This is a genomic window from Pedococcus ginsenosidimutans, from assembly GCF_039544395.1.
In the GTDB taxonomy this organism is placed as follows: Bacteria; Actinomycetota; Actinomycetes; order Actinomycetales; family Dermatophilaceae; genus Pedococcus; species Pedococcus ginsenosidimutans.
The window spans coordinates 1-16,100 of record NZ_BAABLO010000004.1 but is presented as its reverse complement, the minus strand read 5'-3'; the positions used below and the strand labels follow the sequence as shown (position 1 = coordinate 16,100).

At 72.4% G+C, this 16,100-nt stretch carries 10 protein-coding genes and 1 pseudogene; 4 read left to right on the top strand and 7 right to left on the bottom strand.

All coding sequences use genetic code 11. The annotated features are described in order from the left end of the window. Nucleotide 1 precedes the first annotated feature (1 nt). A complete protein-coding gene (locus tag ABEA42_RS04880; RefSeq protein WP_345501549.1) occupies nt 2–931 on the bottom strand; it encodes a glycerophosphodiester phosphodiesterase in 930 nt (309 codons plus the stop codon). 318 nt (nt 932–1,249) lie between these two features. Here ABEA42_RS04880 and ABEA42_RS04875 point away from each other — a divergent pair, with 318 nt between their 5' ends. Genes ABEA42_RS04875 through ABEA42_RS04865 form a run of 3 tightly spaced genes read left to right on the top strand, consistent with a single transcriptional unit; the run spans nt 1,250 to nt 4,343 of the window. Next, a complete protein-coding gene (locus ABEA42_RS04875) occupies nt 1,250–2,155 on the top strand; it encodes an ATP-grasp domain-containing protein (protein ID WP_345502587.1) in 906 nt (301 codons plus the stop codon). Further along, nucleotides 2,152–2,982 (top strand): ATP-grasp domain-containing protein, encoded by an 831-nt coding sequence (locus ABEA42_RS04870; protein WP_345501547.1) that lies wholly within the window; start codon nt 2,152–2,154, stop codon nt 2,980–2,982. The genes ABEA42_RS04875 and ABEA42_RS04870 overlap by 4 nt, the downstream gene beginning before the upstream one ends. After that, nucleotides 2,979–4,343: a phosphotransferase family protein gene (locus ABEA42_RS04865; protein ID WP_345501546.1), complete on the top strand. Its 1,365-nt coding sequence runs from the start codon at nt 2,979–2,981 to the stop codon at nt 4,341–4,343. The genes ABEA42_RS04870 and ABEA42_RS04865 overlap by 4 nt, the downstream gene beginning before the upstream one ends. Here the strand turns inward: ABEA42_RS04865 and ABEA42_RS04860 are convergent. The 6 genes from ABEA42_RS04860 to ABEA42_RS04835 form a co-directional block, all read right to left on the bottom strand. Further along, entirely contained in the window at nt 4,333–6,204 is a 1,872-nt protein-coding gene (locus ABEA42_RS04860; RefSeq protein ID WP_345501545.1) for a serine/threonine-protein kinase, read from the bottom strand. The two genes, ABEA42_RS04865 and ABEA42_RS04860, sit on opposite strands and share 11 nt — an antisense overlap. A gap of 9 nt (nt 6,205–6,213) precedes the next feature. Continuing rightward, on the bottom strand, nt 6,214–7,989 hold the full coding sequence (locus ABEA42_RS04855; RefSeq protein WP_345501544.1) for a zinc ribbon domain-containing protein: 1,776 nt from the start codon (nt 7,987–7,989) through the stop codon (nt 6,214–6,216). Between the two features lie 77 nt (nt 7,990–8,066). Next, the gene (locus ABEA42_RS04850) at nt 8,067–11,603 is read right to left on the bottom strand and encodes an ABC transporter transmembrane domain-containing protein (protein WP_345501543.1); all 3,537 of its coding nucleotides are present in this window, start codon (nt 11,601–11,603) and stop codon (nt 8,067–8,069) included. Next, nucleotides 11,600–12,406, bottom strand: a complete 807-nt coding sequence (locus ABEA42_RS04845; RefSeq protein ID WP_345501542.1) for a protein kinase domain-containing protein — start codon at nt 12,404–12,406, stop codon at nt 11,600–11,602. Before ABEA42_RS04845 ends, ABEA42_RS04850 begins: the two co-directional genes overlap by 4 nt. A gap of 37 nt (nt 12,407–12,443) precedes the next feature. Further along, nucleotides 12,444–13,691 carry an FHA domain-containing protein gene (locus ABEA42_RS04840; RefSeq protein WP_345501541.1) on the bottom strand — a complete coding sequence of 416 codons (1,248 nt, stop codon included), beginning with the start codon at nt 13,689–13,691 and terminating at the stop codon, nt 12,444–12,446. After that, nucleotides 13,688–15,523 (bottom strand): glycoside hydrolase family 15 protein, encoded by a 1,836-nt coding sequence (locus ABEA42_RS04835; RefSeq protein WP_345501540.1) that lies wholly within the window; start codon nt 15,521–15,523, stop codon nt 13,688–13,690. The genes ABEA42_RS04840 and ABEA42_RS04835 overlap by 4 nt, the downstream gene beginning before the upstream one ends. Before the next feature lie 267 nt (nt 15,524–15,790). Between ABEA42_RS04835 and ABEA42_RS04830 the strand changes: the two are divergent. Beyond that, a pseudogene (locus ABEA42_RS04830) lies at nt 15,791–16,100 on the top strand (inositol-3-phosphate synthase); the annotation flags it as partial.

Below are 16,100 nucleotides of genomic sequence, written 5' to 3'. Positions count from 1 at the left end.
GTCAGCACGCGGTCCCGCCGGCCAGTGCGACAGGGAGGACGGCAGCGGCCCGGTGGAGGGCAGGCGCCCGCTCCACGGTGGCGCGGGCCGTTGCCACGTCGTCGGTGATGACCGAGTCGACCTCGAGCGCGGCCACCTCGGCCAGGTCCGCACCGTTCACGGTCCAGGCAGCCACCGAGATGCCGCGCTGGTGTGCCATGCGCACCGCGTGGGGAGCGGCCCTGAGTGCCTTCAGGCTGAGGTGGACCTCGTCGTACCCGGCCTCGGCGGCCTGACGGAGGACGGCCACCGCGGACTCGGCCGGGTGCCCGAGCAACGCGGTGCGCAGCGGTGACCCGAACACCAGTCGGCGCACCGCCCCGAGCAGCACGGGGTCGAAGGAGGACACCGTGACGGAGGTCGTGGTGCTGAGCGGCACCAGGAGCTCGGCGAGGGCGCGGGCGGTGCGGAAGGCGCCGACCTGGTCCGCGACGGGCTTCGCCTCGACCACCAGGTGGCCCGCAGGACCGGCCCGCAGGGCGGACACGACCTCGCGAAGGGTGGCGAGCCGACCACCGGCTCTGCGGGCGGCGAGTTCCGACGCGGTGGTCGCCGACACCTCGAGCTCGCGGCCGAGGTGCGTCGTCACGACCGCGTCGTGGCTGCACACCAGCACCCCGTCCAGGCTGAGGCGCACATCGACCTCGACGCCGTCGGCGCCGGTCGCCAGTGCCGCCACGACTCCCTCGACCGAGTTCTCTCGACAGCCGTGCGAGGTGCTCCCGCGATGCCCCAGGACGAGGGGTCCACCGCGGTACCGGATCGGGAGCTGCGCCGAGGTGGCCTGATGGCGGTGCGGTGCCGTCGACCGCCGCCGCAGCGACCACGTGGAGACCGCCGTCCGCTGCTCGCGGGAGCCGGGGAACCGCGTGGTGGTGGAGCGCCTCGTCATGACGACGCTCAGACCGGGCCTTCGCGGGACTGTGTCCACGACGCTCACCTCTTCTCTCGACTGGCGGCACCTGGCCGCACCACAAACCTTGGCGCCGCAGGGGAGGCCGGGTAACCCACCCCAGGGGTGGGCGGACCACACCTGCGGTGCTGGAGGGCCAGACCTGGGGTGTCTGGGCCGGGAGTGCCGGCCGGGACAGAGTCGATGCAGGAGGCGCGAGGACCCGGCGCCACCCCCACGGACAGGAAACGGAAGAGGCTCGGAATGTCTGGTTCAGGCAGAGACAGCGGCACACGACGAAGCAGCGTGTCCTCGGTGATGCAGACCCTGGAGGGGCCGGTGCTCACGTCCCCGGCCAGGCTCTGCTTCATCGTCGAGGAGAAGTACGAGAACGACGTGATGCCGTCCGTCGTCGCCGACGTCCTCACCCGTTGGGGCCACGACGTCGACGTCCTGCGTCCCCACGCGGTGCTGGCCGACCTCTCGGCGTTGACCGAGGCTGACGGCGCCTATGACGCCTACGTGCTCAAGACGGTCTCGTCGGGACCTGGGCTCAGCATCCTGGAGGCCGTCGGGGCAGCGGGGCTCCCCACGGTCAACGACTACCGGGCCATCCGCCTCGCCCGTGACAAGGTGGTCGCCGCGAGCGTCGCCCGGGCTGCGGGGATTCCTTTCCCCGCAACGTACTTCGCCTCGCGGGCGACCCTGCTCGAGCAGGCTCCACGAGAGCTGTACCCGCTGGTGGTGAAGCCAAACAACGGGAGCTCGTGCGAGCGGATCGTCCGCGTCGACAGCCCGGAGCAGCTCGGCGAGGTGGACCTCGACGACAGCGGGTACCTCCTCGCCCAGCCCTACCTGCCCAACCCGGGGTACGACGTCAAGCTCTACAACACCGGCGACGAGGTCTTCGCAGCCGTGCGCCAGTCGCCCCTGCACCGGTCGAACAGCGTCGTGGAGGAGCTCATCGAGGTCACGCCCGAGCTGCGCGCCCTGACCCTGGCCGTCGGCCGCGCCTTCGGGCTGGACATCTTCGGCATCGACGTCGTCGAGACGCCGAGGGGCTGGATGGTCCTCGACGTCAACGACTTCCCGAGCTTCGGAGGCGTCCCGGACGTCGCCAGGAAGCTCGCTCGTACCGTCCTGCGGCTGGCTCGCCAGTCCGCCGCGAGGGTCAACCGCCCCGCATCCGCATCCCTGACCAGCCTGATGGAGGCGACAGCATGAAGATCTGCCTGCTGGCGGAGCCCAGCCCCAACCCGGTCCTCGCGTCGGTGGTGGACGCACTCGCCCAGCGCCACACCGTCACCGTCGGTGGTGCCCCTGCATCCGTAGACGCCGGGCACGACGAGGTCGCCGACCTGTACCTGCTCAAGTCCCGGTCGGCGCAGGCGCAGGCCATCGCGCGGCGGGCGCAGGCCCACGGTGCCACCGTCGTCAACAGCCCCGACGCGACGGCCACTGCCCTCGACCGCTGGGCGATGGCCCAGCGCCTCGAGCGACACGGTGTCCCCTCCCCGAGGACGTGGTCCTGTGCCACGCTGGAGGCGATGTCCGACGAGGCCGAGCTCGACGGCCTGCCGTGGCCGCTCGTCGTCAAGAGCCGCACCAGCCGCCGTGGGGACCTCGTGCGCCTCGTCCGCGACCAAGAGGAGCTGCAGGCCCTCCTGCCCGAATGGGGGCAGGAGCCCGTGATCGTCCAGGAGTTCATCGAGAACGACGGCTTCGACATCAAGGTGTGGGTCATCGGCCGCCACCTCTCGGCGGCCCGGCGTGCCGCTGCGTTGGAGATCTGCGACAAGTCCCAGGACGTCGCCATCGACGACGCTGACCTCCCGGACGCGTGGCGGGACGCCGCTCGGGCGGCGGGGGCCGCGCTGGGGCTCGAGCTCTTCGGCGCCGACCTCGTGGTGAGGGACGGGCGGCCGTGGGTCATCGACGTCAACGCCTTCCCGGGCTTCCAGGGGGCGCGCAACCCCGTGGAGAGCCTCGTCACCTACCTCGAGTCCTTCGCCACCACATCCCTCGCCACCACAAGGACGGTCCGGTCATGAGCAGCTCCACCACCACCACCACCAAGCCCTGGCCCACCCCTGACGGCGTGGCCGCCCTCCTGGACGACGTGCTCCACGTCGACCGGAGCCACCCCCGGCCGCCGCTGCGCTACCTGCGGCGCAAGCCCGGCCGAGGGCTCGTGGCCGTCTACGGCAGCGCCGGCGACGAGATGTACACGGTCAAGGTGGACGAGACCGCGGTGTCCGGCGAGGGCGTCCCTGCGTCCCCCGCCGCTGCTGCCCCCGACACCCTCCACGGGACGGTGCACATCGACCCCCTCGGGGTGACCATCGAGCGCTTCCCCGACGACGAGCGCCTGCCCGGCCTCGCGGCAGCCATCCACCCGACCGAGGGCAGCGCCCTGTGGACGGCCCTCGCCGCCGTGGCCGCCGCGCAGCCGGGTCACGACGGCGACAGCCTCGTCTCGGTGTCGGCCGTGCCGCTGCGCTACAAGCCCGGCGACCGCTGCGTCGTCCGCTACCGGCTCGTGGCGCGGACGCCTTCGGGAGCGGACGTGTCGAGCTCGGTGATCGGCAAGCTCTACCGCGACGCGGAACAGGCCCAGGACGCCACGGCGCTCGCCGAGCGGCTCTGGGATCTGCAGGGCGCCCAGCCCTGGGCTCCCCGGCCGCTCGGGGTCGTCGAGTCCCTGTCGCTGGCCCTGACCGAGGACCTGGGAAGTCCCTCCGACACCCCGGCGACGGTGATGGGCACGGACGTCCTCCGGATGGGGAGCCAGCCGCCGTCCGAGGCACTCCGAGCGGCAGCGACGGCCCTCGCCGACCTGCACCTGCGGATGGTGGCGGCCCCCGGCACGTCGAGGCGGACCGGGGCCCAGGAGGCGCTCAAGAGCGCCAACCGGGCTGCCACCATCGCCAGGTACGTGCCCGAGCTCGCAGGGGATGTGGCTCCGTTGGCCGTCGCCGTGGGCGAGGCCCTCGAGGCGTCGACGCCCGCCGTGTTCCGCCCGGCCCACGGGTCGTACAAGGCCAGCCAGCTGCTCTACCGCGAGGGATCGGTCCTCCTCGTCGACTTCGACCAGTTCTGCCTGGCCGACCCCGCGCTCGACCTCGGGTACTTCCTGGCCTACCTGCGCCCGCCCGGTCTCTGGTACCACCGTGCCGGCACCCGCGCGTGGTTCGAGCAGGCGGCCGCGAGCTTCCTCGCGGCGTACGGGGAGGCGGCGCAGGCACGGGGGATGTCCGCCGACGAGCTGACCGAGGTCACCCGCCGGTGCCACGTCTACGAGGCGGCGCTCCTGCTCAAGATCGCGGCTCGGCGACCCAACCGGATGCACAGCGCCCGCCCGGGCGAGGTGCGCGTCCTGCTGGACGAGGTCGCCGCCTGCCTCACGGCGTGAACCTGACGCTCGAACGCATCCGGTCGAAGAGGGGTCGCTGGGCGTCGAAGCGGCTGGGCGGCCCGAAGAACGTCATGAGCGCCGTCCCCTGGGGGAGGACCACGACGTCGAACAGCGCCCGGAGGCTGCTGCCGGGGGATCCCGGGTCCACCAGCGTGCCTTCCAGCTCGTAGCCGCGATGAGCCCCGATCGTCAGAGGCGTCGGCGCGCCGAGACCGGTCACCGTGGAGTTGGTCAGGTTCATCGAGACCCAGCCCTGGAGCTGCTCCTGGGTGGGGTTCACCTGGGCCGCCAACGAGGTGAAGTACATCCCGACGGCGTCATCGGGTGTCGACCTCACGATGGTCCGGGCCGGTCCCCAGCCGCCCTGCCCCGTGAACACCGCAGCGAGGTCGGGTCGTCGAGCCAGGACGAACGCGTTGCTGCCCGACGCCGCCCGCCAGCTCTGGGGGTAGCCGACCGACACCGCGACGACCGACTGCTGGCTGGAGGACGAGTAGGTGGCCAAGGGCTCGCTGGACCTCTTGGACTGCACGAGAAACCACGCCACCGCCGCCGCCACGACCAGCAGGGCCACGGCGGCCGCCGGCAGGAGCCAGGCACGCCGGCCGCGGCGAGGCGCTGCCGGTTGGTCGTCCCCGGGGCGGGGCTGCTCCTCGTCGTACTCCTCGGGAGCCGGGGCTCCGTAGTCCGGGTCGTCCTCCGGTCCGGCCTCGTCGTAGGCGAGCTCGTCCTCGGCGAGCTCGTCCTCCGACCCTGCTGAGGTGGGGTCGAGAACGGGGCCGGACCACCGCGGCGGGTCCATCGCCCCCGGTGGCAGGGAGGGGTGGGACACCCAGGCGCGTGTGGCCTCGGGGTCCTCGGGCGGCGGCGGTGCGGCCTCGAGCGGGCTGAGGGAGCCGGCAGCCTCCTCGGGCAGCGCTGCCGAGTCGGCGCCGGACGTCCGTCGGTGGCGGGCTGCGGGGCGCGAGGAGGCGCTGTGCAGGCTCGACACCTCAGCAGGGACGTCCAGGGCCTGCTCGAGGTCCCGCATCAGGTCGCTGCAGGTGTCGTACCGGTCCTCCGGCGCCTTCGCCATGGCCCTGCTGACCACGTCGTCGACAGCCGGGGAGAGGTCCGGGCGGGCCGCGGTGACGGGAGGTGGCATCTCCACGAGGTGGGCCCACAGCACTGCTGCGTCGTCGTCGCGGTTGAAGGGGAGCTGCCCGGTGAGGCTCTCGTACAGGACGCAGCCGAAGGCGTAGGTGTCGGTGGCGGGACTGAGTGGTCCGCCCTGGATCTGCTCGGGTGAGACGTAGTCGACGGTGCCCAGGAAGTGGCCGGTGTCCGTGAGCGACCCCGACAGCGACGAGGTCCGCTTCGTCAGGCCGAAGTCGGTCAGGTAGACGTGGTCGGGGTGCGCGTGCCCGGAGTGCTCGCCCACGGAGCTCACCAGGATGTTGCCGGGCTTCACGTCGCGGTGCACCAGCCCGAGGAGGTGGGCTGCGTCGAGGGCGTCCCCGATCTGCACGAACAGCCGCAACAGGCGGGCAGGGGAGAGGCGCTGCTCCTGGGCCAGCACCGCCTTGAGGTCACTGCCCGGTACGTAGCGCATCGCGATGAAGAGGTGACCGTCCGACTCGCCGGCCTCGTAGATGGGGACGATGTTGGGGTGGTCGAGGGAGGCCGCCAGCCTCGACTCACGGATGAACCGCTGCTGGAAGTGGGAGTTCTGCGCCAGCACCGGGGCGAGCAGCTTGAGCGCCACCTTCCGACCCAGCCGGCTGTCCTCGGCGCGGTAGACGACGGCCATCCCACCGCGACCGATCACCGACTCGATCCGGTAGCCGGCGATCTCGGCTCCTGGACTGAACTCCATCATCGGTCCCCCCTAGTCGCCCACGGGTGCGCCGCACCGGCCGCAGAAGCGGTGCCCGGCGGCGAGCCTTCCTCCACAGGACGTGCAGAACCTCGTCGCGGTGGGCGCCGGTGCCGGCGCGGCCGACCGGGCCCCGGAGGCGAGCTGGTGGCCGGCAGAGGGGGTGTTGTTGGCCGTGCGCTGGACCGTCGACGGCTGCGGGCCCGGCGCGGACGCCGAGGAGGGGGCCTTGCGCACCAGGTCCGGGCGCTCCCGGACCCGGGAGGGGGCCGCTCCGTGTGCGCCTCCCGGGGACGAGGACGCCCGGGGCGCGCCGGCCGCTGGCGCCGAGCCGTGGGCGTGGGATGGTGCCGCTCGGTCGCCCGCGGCGGGCCCCGTCGCCTGCCGGCCCGACGCGGCGGTGGCGGCGCCTGCCGGTGTGGGCGCGACCCTGCCCGCGTCATGGCGTCCTCGCCGGCGAAGCGCGAGGCCGAGCGCCGCGAGCGCAGCCAGCACCACGACGACGAGTCCGCCGATGAGGAGTCCCTTGCCGGACGAGCCCTTCGACGTGGTCTGGGTGCTGACCGGGGCGGCCGTCATCGCGGGGCTGCCGAGGCCCTTGGCGACCTGCGCCTTGGCGGTGGCCAGGTCCGCAGCCGCCAGGGCGTGCCCGCGGAACTGCTTGAGCGTTGCCTCCAGGAACGGGATGGAGGCCGCATACTCCTTGTTCTTGAAGTGGTGCATGGCCTCCTCGAACTGCGTGTCGGTCAGGCTGGTCTGGTTCGGTACGCCGGCGCTCTTGAGGACGTCGAGGATCGCGGTGGCGCCGACCAGCTTCGGGACTGGTTGGCCTGGGGGAGCCGGTGCCGGGAAGATGCCGATGACCTGGCCACCGGAGTTGGCGTCCTTGCCACCGTCGACCACGGGCCCGCCCTCGATGCCCTTCCCGAGCTGCTGCTTGAGCATCGCCGAGCCTGCCGCCTCATCCGCCGTCAGGCCCGTGTACTGCAGGAGCGGCACGTGGCCCTTGATGAAGTGCTGGGCGATGTCGTGCAGGCCGTGCGGGTTGGTGTTGTTGGGGTCGGGGACCGAGGAGACCGGACCGGGTATGCCCACGAAGCCCAGGGCGTCCATGGGGCGGTCGGTGGGGAGCGGTGGCGCGATGATCACCGAGGGCACCCCGTTGGAGCGGACCCGTAGGAGCCCGACGTCGGTGGTCGAGTGCTGCATGTCGGCCTCTGCGAGCAGGTTCCCGTACACCCGCTGGTCGGTCACGTCCGGGTGCACCACGTAGGTGGCCGATCGCCTCACCACGCACCCACCGGCGTCCTGCAGGCTCAGGTGCGGTGGGTAGCAGGCCTGCAGCCGCTGCTCGATGCGGTCGGTCCTCGGCCCGATGTGCTTGCGGACGAAGGGGTCGACCCGGAGCCGTGCCTGCCGGTACCGCGCGGCGAAGGCTTGGTTGACGGCCCAGACCTCGCCCTTGTCGAGGTTCTGCCGCAGCAGCGCCCCTGTCGTCACCACGTTCCCCGTGGGGTTGACGAAGAAGCCACTGGCCGTGTCGAGCAGCGGGTCAGCCGTGTACGAGAAGACGTGGACATGGATCCCGTGCTTGTCCGGGAAGAGGTCGTGCTCGATGAGGGTGACCTCGACGTGCGCCCTGGCCTCGATGAACACCACTGCCGGCGCGGCGCGCTCGATCGGGGTCGGGTGGGTGTGTGCCTGGGCCGCAGGGACGCCGAGGGTCATCAGGCCCAGCGACGCGGCAAGGGCCACTGGCAGCAGGTGGTGACGCTGGTTTGCAGACATGTGTGCTCCGCACGACCGAGACGACGGGCAGTCGTAGTGCGCGAGAACCCCGTTTCCAACCATGGAAGACCTCCCGGTCAATGCCTGTCAATCGCCTGTGAGCGCGGGTCCGCGAGGTGCGAATCCTTTTGTCCGGTCTGGGCGTTCCCGCGCGCCGACCCCCGCACCGCCTCGTCCAGCAGGGTGAGGCAGAGCGCGACGCGGTCGGGTTTGAGCTGCAGCCAGCTGCGCACGGCGAGGTCAGCCAGCGAGGCGATGCGGTAGAGCTCGGTCCGCCTCGCCAGGGCCTCGCCGTCGAGGTCCGGTCGCGCCTCGGCGTAGTCGGCGAGCAGTCCCCGCTCCAGCCCCCTCACGCGTCGACGGCCCTCGAGCCCGGCTGCCTCCGCGGCTCGTCGACCCGTGAGGCCGAGGTGGGCGGTGAGGTGGCCCAGGTCGAGGGCGGGTTCGGCGACGCACGCCGAGTCGAGGTCGAACACGCTGTGGATCGGACCGTCCACGAGCACCTCCGACAAGGTGAGGTCGCCGTGGGCCAGGGCCATCGGCAGGGCCGACGACTCCGCGAGCGGCCGCAGCGCCCGGAGGTGCGATGCCAGCGCCCCGCCGAGGCCGGGTGCCAGGGTGGCCAGCCCTTCGGCGCCGGCCAGGAGCCGGTCGATCTCCCGTGCCGGCGTCCGCTGCCGGCCGTCGACGGCGGTGCCCGGCACGACGAGGCCGTCGGTAGGGCGGTGGAGCGCGGCGACCACCCGGGCGAGGCCATGGAGGGCGGTGGTCGCGGCGTCGGCGTACGGGCCTCTCCCGTGGGCCACGTCGGCGCGGACGAGCCCGGGGATCCGGGGGCTGCCTGGGAGTGCCTCCGACAGCAGGAGCCTGCTCTCGGGCAGGTACCCCAGCACGCGGGGGAGCAGGAACGGCTGCTTGCGCACGCCGGGGCCGTCACGCAGGGCGCCCTGCAGGGCGGTCACCGTCGCCGCGACCTCCGCACCCCGGTCGTCCGCGAACACCTTGCCGAACACCACCTGCCGCACGGTTCGGCCACTGGGCTGCACACGCCACCACAGCTCGTACCTGAGGACGGCGCGCTCACCGACCACGTACTTGACCACCTCGGTGCGCAGACCCGAGAGCTCGAGCCCGGACAACGACCTCGGCAGCACCGACGCGAGGGCCGGAGCCACCTGCGCGTCGTCCGCCGCGGTCACGAGGCCCCGCAGGGCCGGGTCGACGGGAAAGGCGTGCAGGACCAGGTGGACCCGTGGCACGACGCGGACCAGCTGCCCGAACGGTGCCAGGTGCCCGGCCCGCGACGCGGACTCCGCCAGAGCCGACGCGCGGGCGGCATACTCCAGCGCCTCCTCCTCGGACCGGTGCAGGCGTCCGCCGACCAGGACGTCCTCCCCGGTCGTGGAGCCGGCTGCCCGCACGTGCGCCCGGTACCGCACCGTGACGCTGCCCAGCGGGTCCACCACGACCTTGTCGACCACGCACGAGTGGAGGACACGGCCCTCGCGCAGCATCGGCCGCAGGTGGTGGGCCACGGCCGTGGGGTCGACGGCCTCCTCGAGGCCGGGGAAGTGCCCGAGGAGCGCGGGGGTCCCCAGCGGGTCGGTCTCCGGGTCCGCCGCGCGGACCGGGGCCGGGACGGGCCTGCCCCAGCCGGCGAGCTCCTGGTACTCGCGGTCCGACGCCGGGAGCGGTACGGCGTCGAGCAGAACGGCCTCGAACGGCAGCTCCTCCCGGACCGGGGGTTCCTCCCGCTCGGATGTGGCCTCGGCCATGGCGACGCCGAACTGGCTCGCGTAGAGCTCCGCGTAGAGGCCGCCGCTGGCCAGCAGGTCCGCGGGCGTGCCCTCCTCGAGCACGCGACCACCGGAGAGCACGATGATGCGGTCCACGCCGCGGATCAGGTTGAGGTCGTGGGAGACGATCAGTGCCGACCGACCCTCGAGCAGGGTGCTGAGTGCCTCGGCGACACCGGCGGAGGCCTTCGCGTCGAGTCCGGTCGTCGGTTCGTCGAGGACCAGGATCGGTGTGTCCCTGATGAAGGCACGGGCGATCGCCAGCCGTTGGCGCTGACCACCGGACAGCGTCGCCGCCCGTTCGCCGAGGACGGTGTCGTAGCCCTGGGGGAGACCGCGGATGAACTCGTCGGCCTGCGCCCGGACGGCGGCACGGACGACGTCCCGGCGGGTGGCGCCCTCCCTGCCGTAGGCGATGTTCTCGGCCACGGTGCCACGCAACAGGATCGTCTCCTGCAGGACCATGCTGATCTGCGCCCTCAGCGAGTCGAGGGTGAACGTGCGGATGTCCTGGTCATCGAGGAGGACCGCCCCGGCCTGGGGGTCGTAGAGCCTGGGCAGCAGCTGCGCGATGGTGCTCTTGCCGGCTCCGCTGTGCCCCACGAGCGCGACCGCCTCGCCGGGGGCCAGGCTGAAGCTGACGGCGTGCAGGGACAGCCGCGGCGAGGCCCCCTCCTCGTCGTCGTCGGCGCTGCCCTCGACCTGCTGCTGGTAGGCGAAGCTGACGTCCCGGAACTCCACCGCTCCCGTCAGCAGGGGGGCTTCCTTCGCCCCCGGCAGGTCCTGGACCGCGGGCTCCCGGTCGAGGACCTCGCCGACCCGGTCGACGCTGGCGTAGACCTTGGCGACGGTGTTCCACTCCTTGATGATCCGCCGGGTGGGCTTGAACATCCCCTGGATGAGCAGCACGAAGGTCACGAGGTCGCCGGCGCCGATCGACCCGCCCCGCACGAGCCGGGCTCCGAACACGATGACGAGGGCGATGATCGCGGACTCGAGGAACGCGACCGTGAAGCCGAACACGGCCTCGAGCCGGGCGGTCCGCAGGATGGCGTCCCTCGCCGACCGGCTCTCCCGGGCGAACTTCTCCTGCTCGCGCCCCGCCCTGCCGTAGATCTGGACCAGGCTGATCGTGGTGAGCATCTCCTGCGCGGTCGAGGCGAGGTCGCCCTCCCTGGCCCGGAGCTCCCTGGTGGCTGCCTTGATGCGACGGGCGAAGTAGCTCGACACGAGCGCCAGCAGCGGCACGATGACCACCGACAGCAGGGCGATGCGCCAGGACTGGGAGAACAGGAACGCGATGCTGCCGACGAGCAGCATCGCGCTCCCGATGAGGTCCATGACGGACTCGACGACGAACTCCTCGAGGACCTGGACGTCGTTGGTGATGCGGGTGAGGACGTCGCCGGTGCTGCGCCGGACGTGGTAGGCGAGGGAGAGCCGCTGCAGGTGCGCGTACAGCGCGGCCCGGACGTTGTAGCCCAGCGCCCGCCCGGTCTTGGCGAGGGACACCTCGGACAGGGACTCGGCCAGGCTGCTGACCGCGGTCACGACCACGATCGCCCCGGCGAGCACGGGGATGCCCACGCCGCGGGGCGCGCGGAGCCCGAAGAGGATCGGCGCGTGGTCGTCCTTGAGCAGGGTGACCACTGACCCGATCAGCTTGGGGACGGCGATGACCGTGACGGCCTCGAGCACCATGAGGAGGAGCGCACCGACGAACCTGCGCCCCTCGCCCTGCGCGAACCGGCGGAAGATGGCGAGTGCGCGCCGCGAGTCGCTCCTAGTGCTCGCGCCCCCGGTGCCCGCCGCCGTCATCGGACCAGCTCCTCGATGTCGTCGGCCAGCGCGGCGGCCGTTCGGTAGCGCTTGCCCACTTCGGGGTCGATGGTCCGGACCACCACGGCGCGCTCACGCGGGGAGAGCTCCGCGTCGGGCTCTGGCCTGCTGCGCAGGAACATGCGCGCCGCGACCATCGGGTCCGCGGAGGACAGCGCGGGATACAGGCCGAACCCGGTGAGGGCGATGTGCAGCGTCACCCCGAGGGCCCAGATGTCGCTCGTGCGCCCGGCCGCCGCCCCGCGCATCAGTGAGGGGTCGACGAACTCGAGGTCGCGGGCGTCTCCGCGGGTGCCCAGCCCGGTCAGGTGCTCGGCACGCGAGAGCACCTGGGCGACGGCCGGCTCGGACAACAGGGCCCCCCGCGGCGCCAGGAGGATGTTCGCCGGGCGTATGCCGCGGTGCACGACCCCCGCCTCGTGCAGCTCGTGCGCGGCCCGGGCGGCGCGGGCCACGGCGCGTACGCGCTCCGCGCGGTCCACCGCCAGGGTGGGGCCGCCGAGGGAGCCTGACGGTTCGAACCGCATCGAGAGGAAGGCGGTGTGGCCGTCGAGCCCGGTCTCGTGGAGGTGCACCAGGCGGGAGGAGGCGAGGTCGGCGTAGGCGTGGAGGCGTCGGGCCATGAGCTCGAAGCCCTCGTCCGTCGCGTCCGCCGAGAAGACCTTGACGGCCACGTGACCCTCAGGGGCCTCCACGCGCGGTGGCGGCGTCGCCAGGAAGACGCGCCCGTGGACACCGCGGCCGATCTCCCGGACGAAGGCGTAACCACCGATGCCATCCACCAGATCCCTTCCCTCCCAACCTTGTTCGCCGCACTGCCTAGGCGGTGCGGTAGCGGTCGAAGAGCAGCTGCCGCTTGCCGACCCGTAGCCGGTCGCCCGGGGCGAGGGCGGTCCCGGGCCCCGGTGGGACCTGGGCCCAGGGGCCCGCCGACCCCGACCGGCTGATGAACGTGCCGTTGGCCGACCCGCGGTCGACCACCTCGACCTCCCAGCCCGAGAGCCGGATCAGGGCGTGGACCCGGGAGGTGCTCTGCTCGCCGTCCCGCAGCACCAGGGGCCGGGCCCGACCGTCCCTGACCTCCGGTGCCTGGCCCGGCTCGCGCCCGACCACCACGTCGTCGGTCAGGGTGAAGACCCGGCCGTCGTCGGTGATCAGGATGCCCAGGGGCGGACGCACCCCGGTGACCTGCGGCTGGGACGGGTCGAGATCAGCGCCACACACCCGGCACTCGTCGGCGACAGGGTTGTTGAGCTCCCCGCACCCACACACGATCCCGTGGACGAGGACGGGCGCGGTGACGCCGGGAGCAGCGACCCCACCCGGCGGTGTGAGGGTGCGAGAGCCTGTCGGGGCGGGGGAGCCGATGGGCAGGGGCGACGGTGTGCGCGAGGGGTCCCGCGGACGCGGTGCCAGGTCGACGACGCGCAGGTGCGGCGCCTGCCGCAGGACGGTCATCGCGGTCTCGCGAGCTACAGGGTCCCCGCCCGCGTACACCTCCTCGGCGGCAGGGGCGACGCCACCCACCCGGGCAGGGGGGCCGATCCGGTGCAGCGTCGCTGCGCTGCCCGGGACGCTGCCGTCCAGGAGCTCGAAGGGAAAGCGGTCGGCGTCGTCGTCCGGGCCGGTGTCGGCCGCACCCACCCGCAGGTGGGTGAACGTGGCAGGCAGCGATCGTTCCACCCAGCCGGTGGAGTCCGCTCCCATGGTGAACATCTGCTCCCGACCGTCGACCCGCACCGGGACCGCCCCGTGCACCAGCAGCAGGACCTCGTCGCCGTCCCCGGTCACGCAGGCGAACGCCGGCAGACGATGGGCGGTGTCCCGCGCGAGCAGACCCGTCAGGCGGCGGAGCCGGTCACGGCCGCCCTCCCCGCCCTGCCCGGTGCAGGCGCGCGCGACCTCGGCCGCGAGGTCGCGTCGGGATGCCTCGACGGCCGGCACGACGAGCACCACGTCGTGCCGGCGCAGGACGAGACCCGGCCCCGGGTGCACCTCCACGCGACCGAGCGGGTCCGGTGGTGCCCCGGACAGCTCCGCGCCGGGTCCCGGGGCGCCGGCCGTCACGGGTTCCTCCCGTGCCCGTCCAGGGCGCGGTCGAGGTTGACCGCCGCGCTGATGAGGGCCAGGTGGGTGAATGCCTGGGGGAAGTTCCCGAGGGCCTCCCCGGACGGACCGATCTCCTCCGCGTACAGGCCGAGGTGGTTGGCGTACGTGAGCATCTTCTCGAACGTGTGCCGCGCCTGGTCCACCCTGCCCGCACGGCTGAGGGCCTCCACGTACCAGAAGGAGCAGAGGTTGAACGTGCCCTCGGCCTCGGTGAAGCCGTCCGTGCCGTCGTTGCGGTAGCGGTGGACCAGGCTGTCCGTCACCAGCTCGCCCTCGATCCGCTCGAGGGTCGCGAGGAACCTCGGGTCCCGGGGCCCGGTGAACTTGACCAGCGGCATGACCAGCGCCCCGGCGTCCAGGGTGTGGCTCCCCGGGTACTGGACGTAGGCGCGGCGGTCCTGGCTCCAGGCGCTCTGCTGGACGTGCAGGTAGGCGCCGTCCGCGGCACTGCGCCACCGCTCCAGGGGCGCCGGGAGGCCGCGTTGGCGGGCGATCCGGGTCCCGCGTTCGAAGGCGACCCACGTCATGACCGAGGAGTAGGTGAACCGCTGTCGTGGACCACGGACCTCCCACACCCCGTGGTCGGGCTCCTCCCAGTGCTTCTCGAGCCAGTCCAGCTGGTGGCACAGGGCCAGCCAGAGCTCGTAGCTGATGGGGTCGCCGTACCTGTCGTAGAGGTAGACCGAGTCCATCAGCTCCCCGTAGATGTCGAGCTGGAGCTGGTGGGCGGCGCCGTTCCCGATCCGCACCGGTCGCGAACCCCGGTAGCCGCACAGGTGCTCCAGGGGCTCCTCGACCGGCGCCGGTGCCCCGTCGATGCCGTAGAGGATCTGCAGACCCTGCCCCGAGGGAGCCTCGGTGCACCTGTCCTCGAGCCAGGACATGAACGCGGCGGCCTCCTCCATGTAGCCGAGCCGCATCAGCGCGTAGATGCTGAAGGCGGCGTCCCTGACCCACGTGTAGCGGTAGTCCCAGTTGCGGGTCCCCCCGATGGACTCGGGCAGCGACGTGGTGGCTGCGGCCACCAGGGCGCCGGTGGGCTGGTGCACCAGCAGCTTGAGGGTGAGCGCCGATCGCTCGACCATCTCCCGGTACCGCCCCCGGTACCGGGACCTGCGCACCCAGCTCTGCCAGTACCCCAGGGTCGCGGAGAGCAGCGCCTCGGCCTGGACCACCTCCAAGGGGTGGGTCGAACCGTGCCGGGACAGCTCGAGCGCCAGCGCCTGGCCCTCGGTGAGGACAGGTCTCCCGACGGCAGCCCGTCCCTCCGCGACCAGTGGCACGGTCGAGCGCAGGACGAGCTGCCCTGCGGCAGAGGAGAAGAACGCCCCCGCACCCTCGACGATGTCGACCTCGGTCCTGGTCCGCCCGTAGTCGAATGCCGGTGCGCACCGGATGTCGACCTCGACCTGACCCTTCACCGCGCGCACGATCCGGACGAGGCGCAGCGCCCCTCCTTCGGTGTGCCTGACCTCGCGGGGCACCATGAAGTCGACGACCTCGCCGACCGAGCTCTCACCGAGGAACCGCGTGACGAGGACGTTGGAGTCGGGCAGGTACATCTGCTTCGTGCGACCGGCTCCGCCGCACCGGACGAGGAAGGACCCGCCCCGGTCGTGGTCGAGGATCGAGCCGAACACCGACGGGGAGTCGAAGCGTGGCAGGCACAGCCAGTCGATCTCACCCTCGGTCGACACCAGGGCTGCCGTCTGCAGGTCCCCGATGACCCCGTGGTCCTCGATCGCGACCTGCGGTGACCCTCGAGCAGGACCTGGTTCGCCGTAACGCATGCGCGCCGCCTCCAGCCAGCCGCGTCACTGGCTGACTGACGATGATATCGCCGGGCGGAGCGGGGCAGGCTCGGCGAAAGGACGCACGGCTTCCGGCCGGACCTCACCCAAACGCACGAGCCGGTGCGGCACGCGGTCGCCCCGCTGGCAAGGGTGGAACCGCCACACCATGGGTGTCTTCCGCGCCGCACGAGGCGCCCGGACCCTTGACCTCAACGCCGCTGGACCTGACCGGCGGTGACCACGAGAGGAGTTNCCTCGGGCACCGTCCCCGGCCTGATGCACGTGCAGTTCGGTGACTACCACGTCAAGGACGTCGAGTTCGTCGCCGCGTTCGACGTGGACGCCAAGAAGGTCGGCTTCGACCTGTCCGAGGCCATCAACGCCTCGGAGAACAACACCATCAAGATCGCCGACGTCCCCCCGACCGGGGTCACCGTCCAGCGCGGGGTCACCAACGACGGCCTGGGCAAGTACTACCGCCTGACCATCGAGGAGTCCGACGCCGAGCCCGTGGACGTCGTCCAGGTCCTCAAGGACAAGCAGGTCGACGTGCTCGTGTCCTACCTGCCCGTGG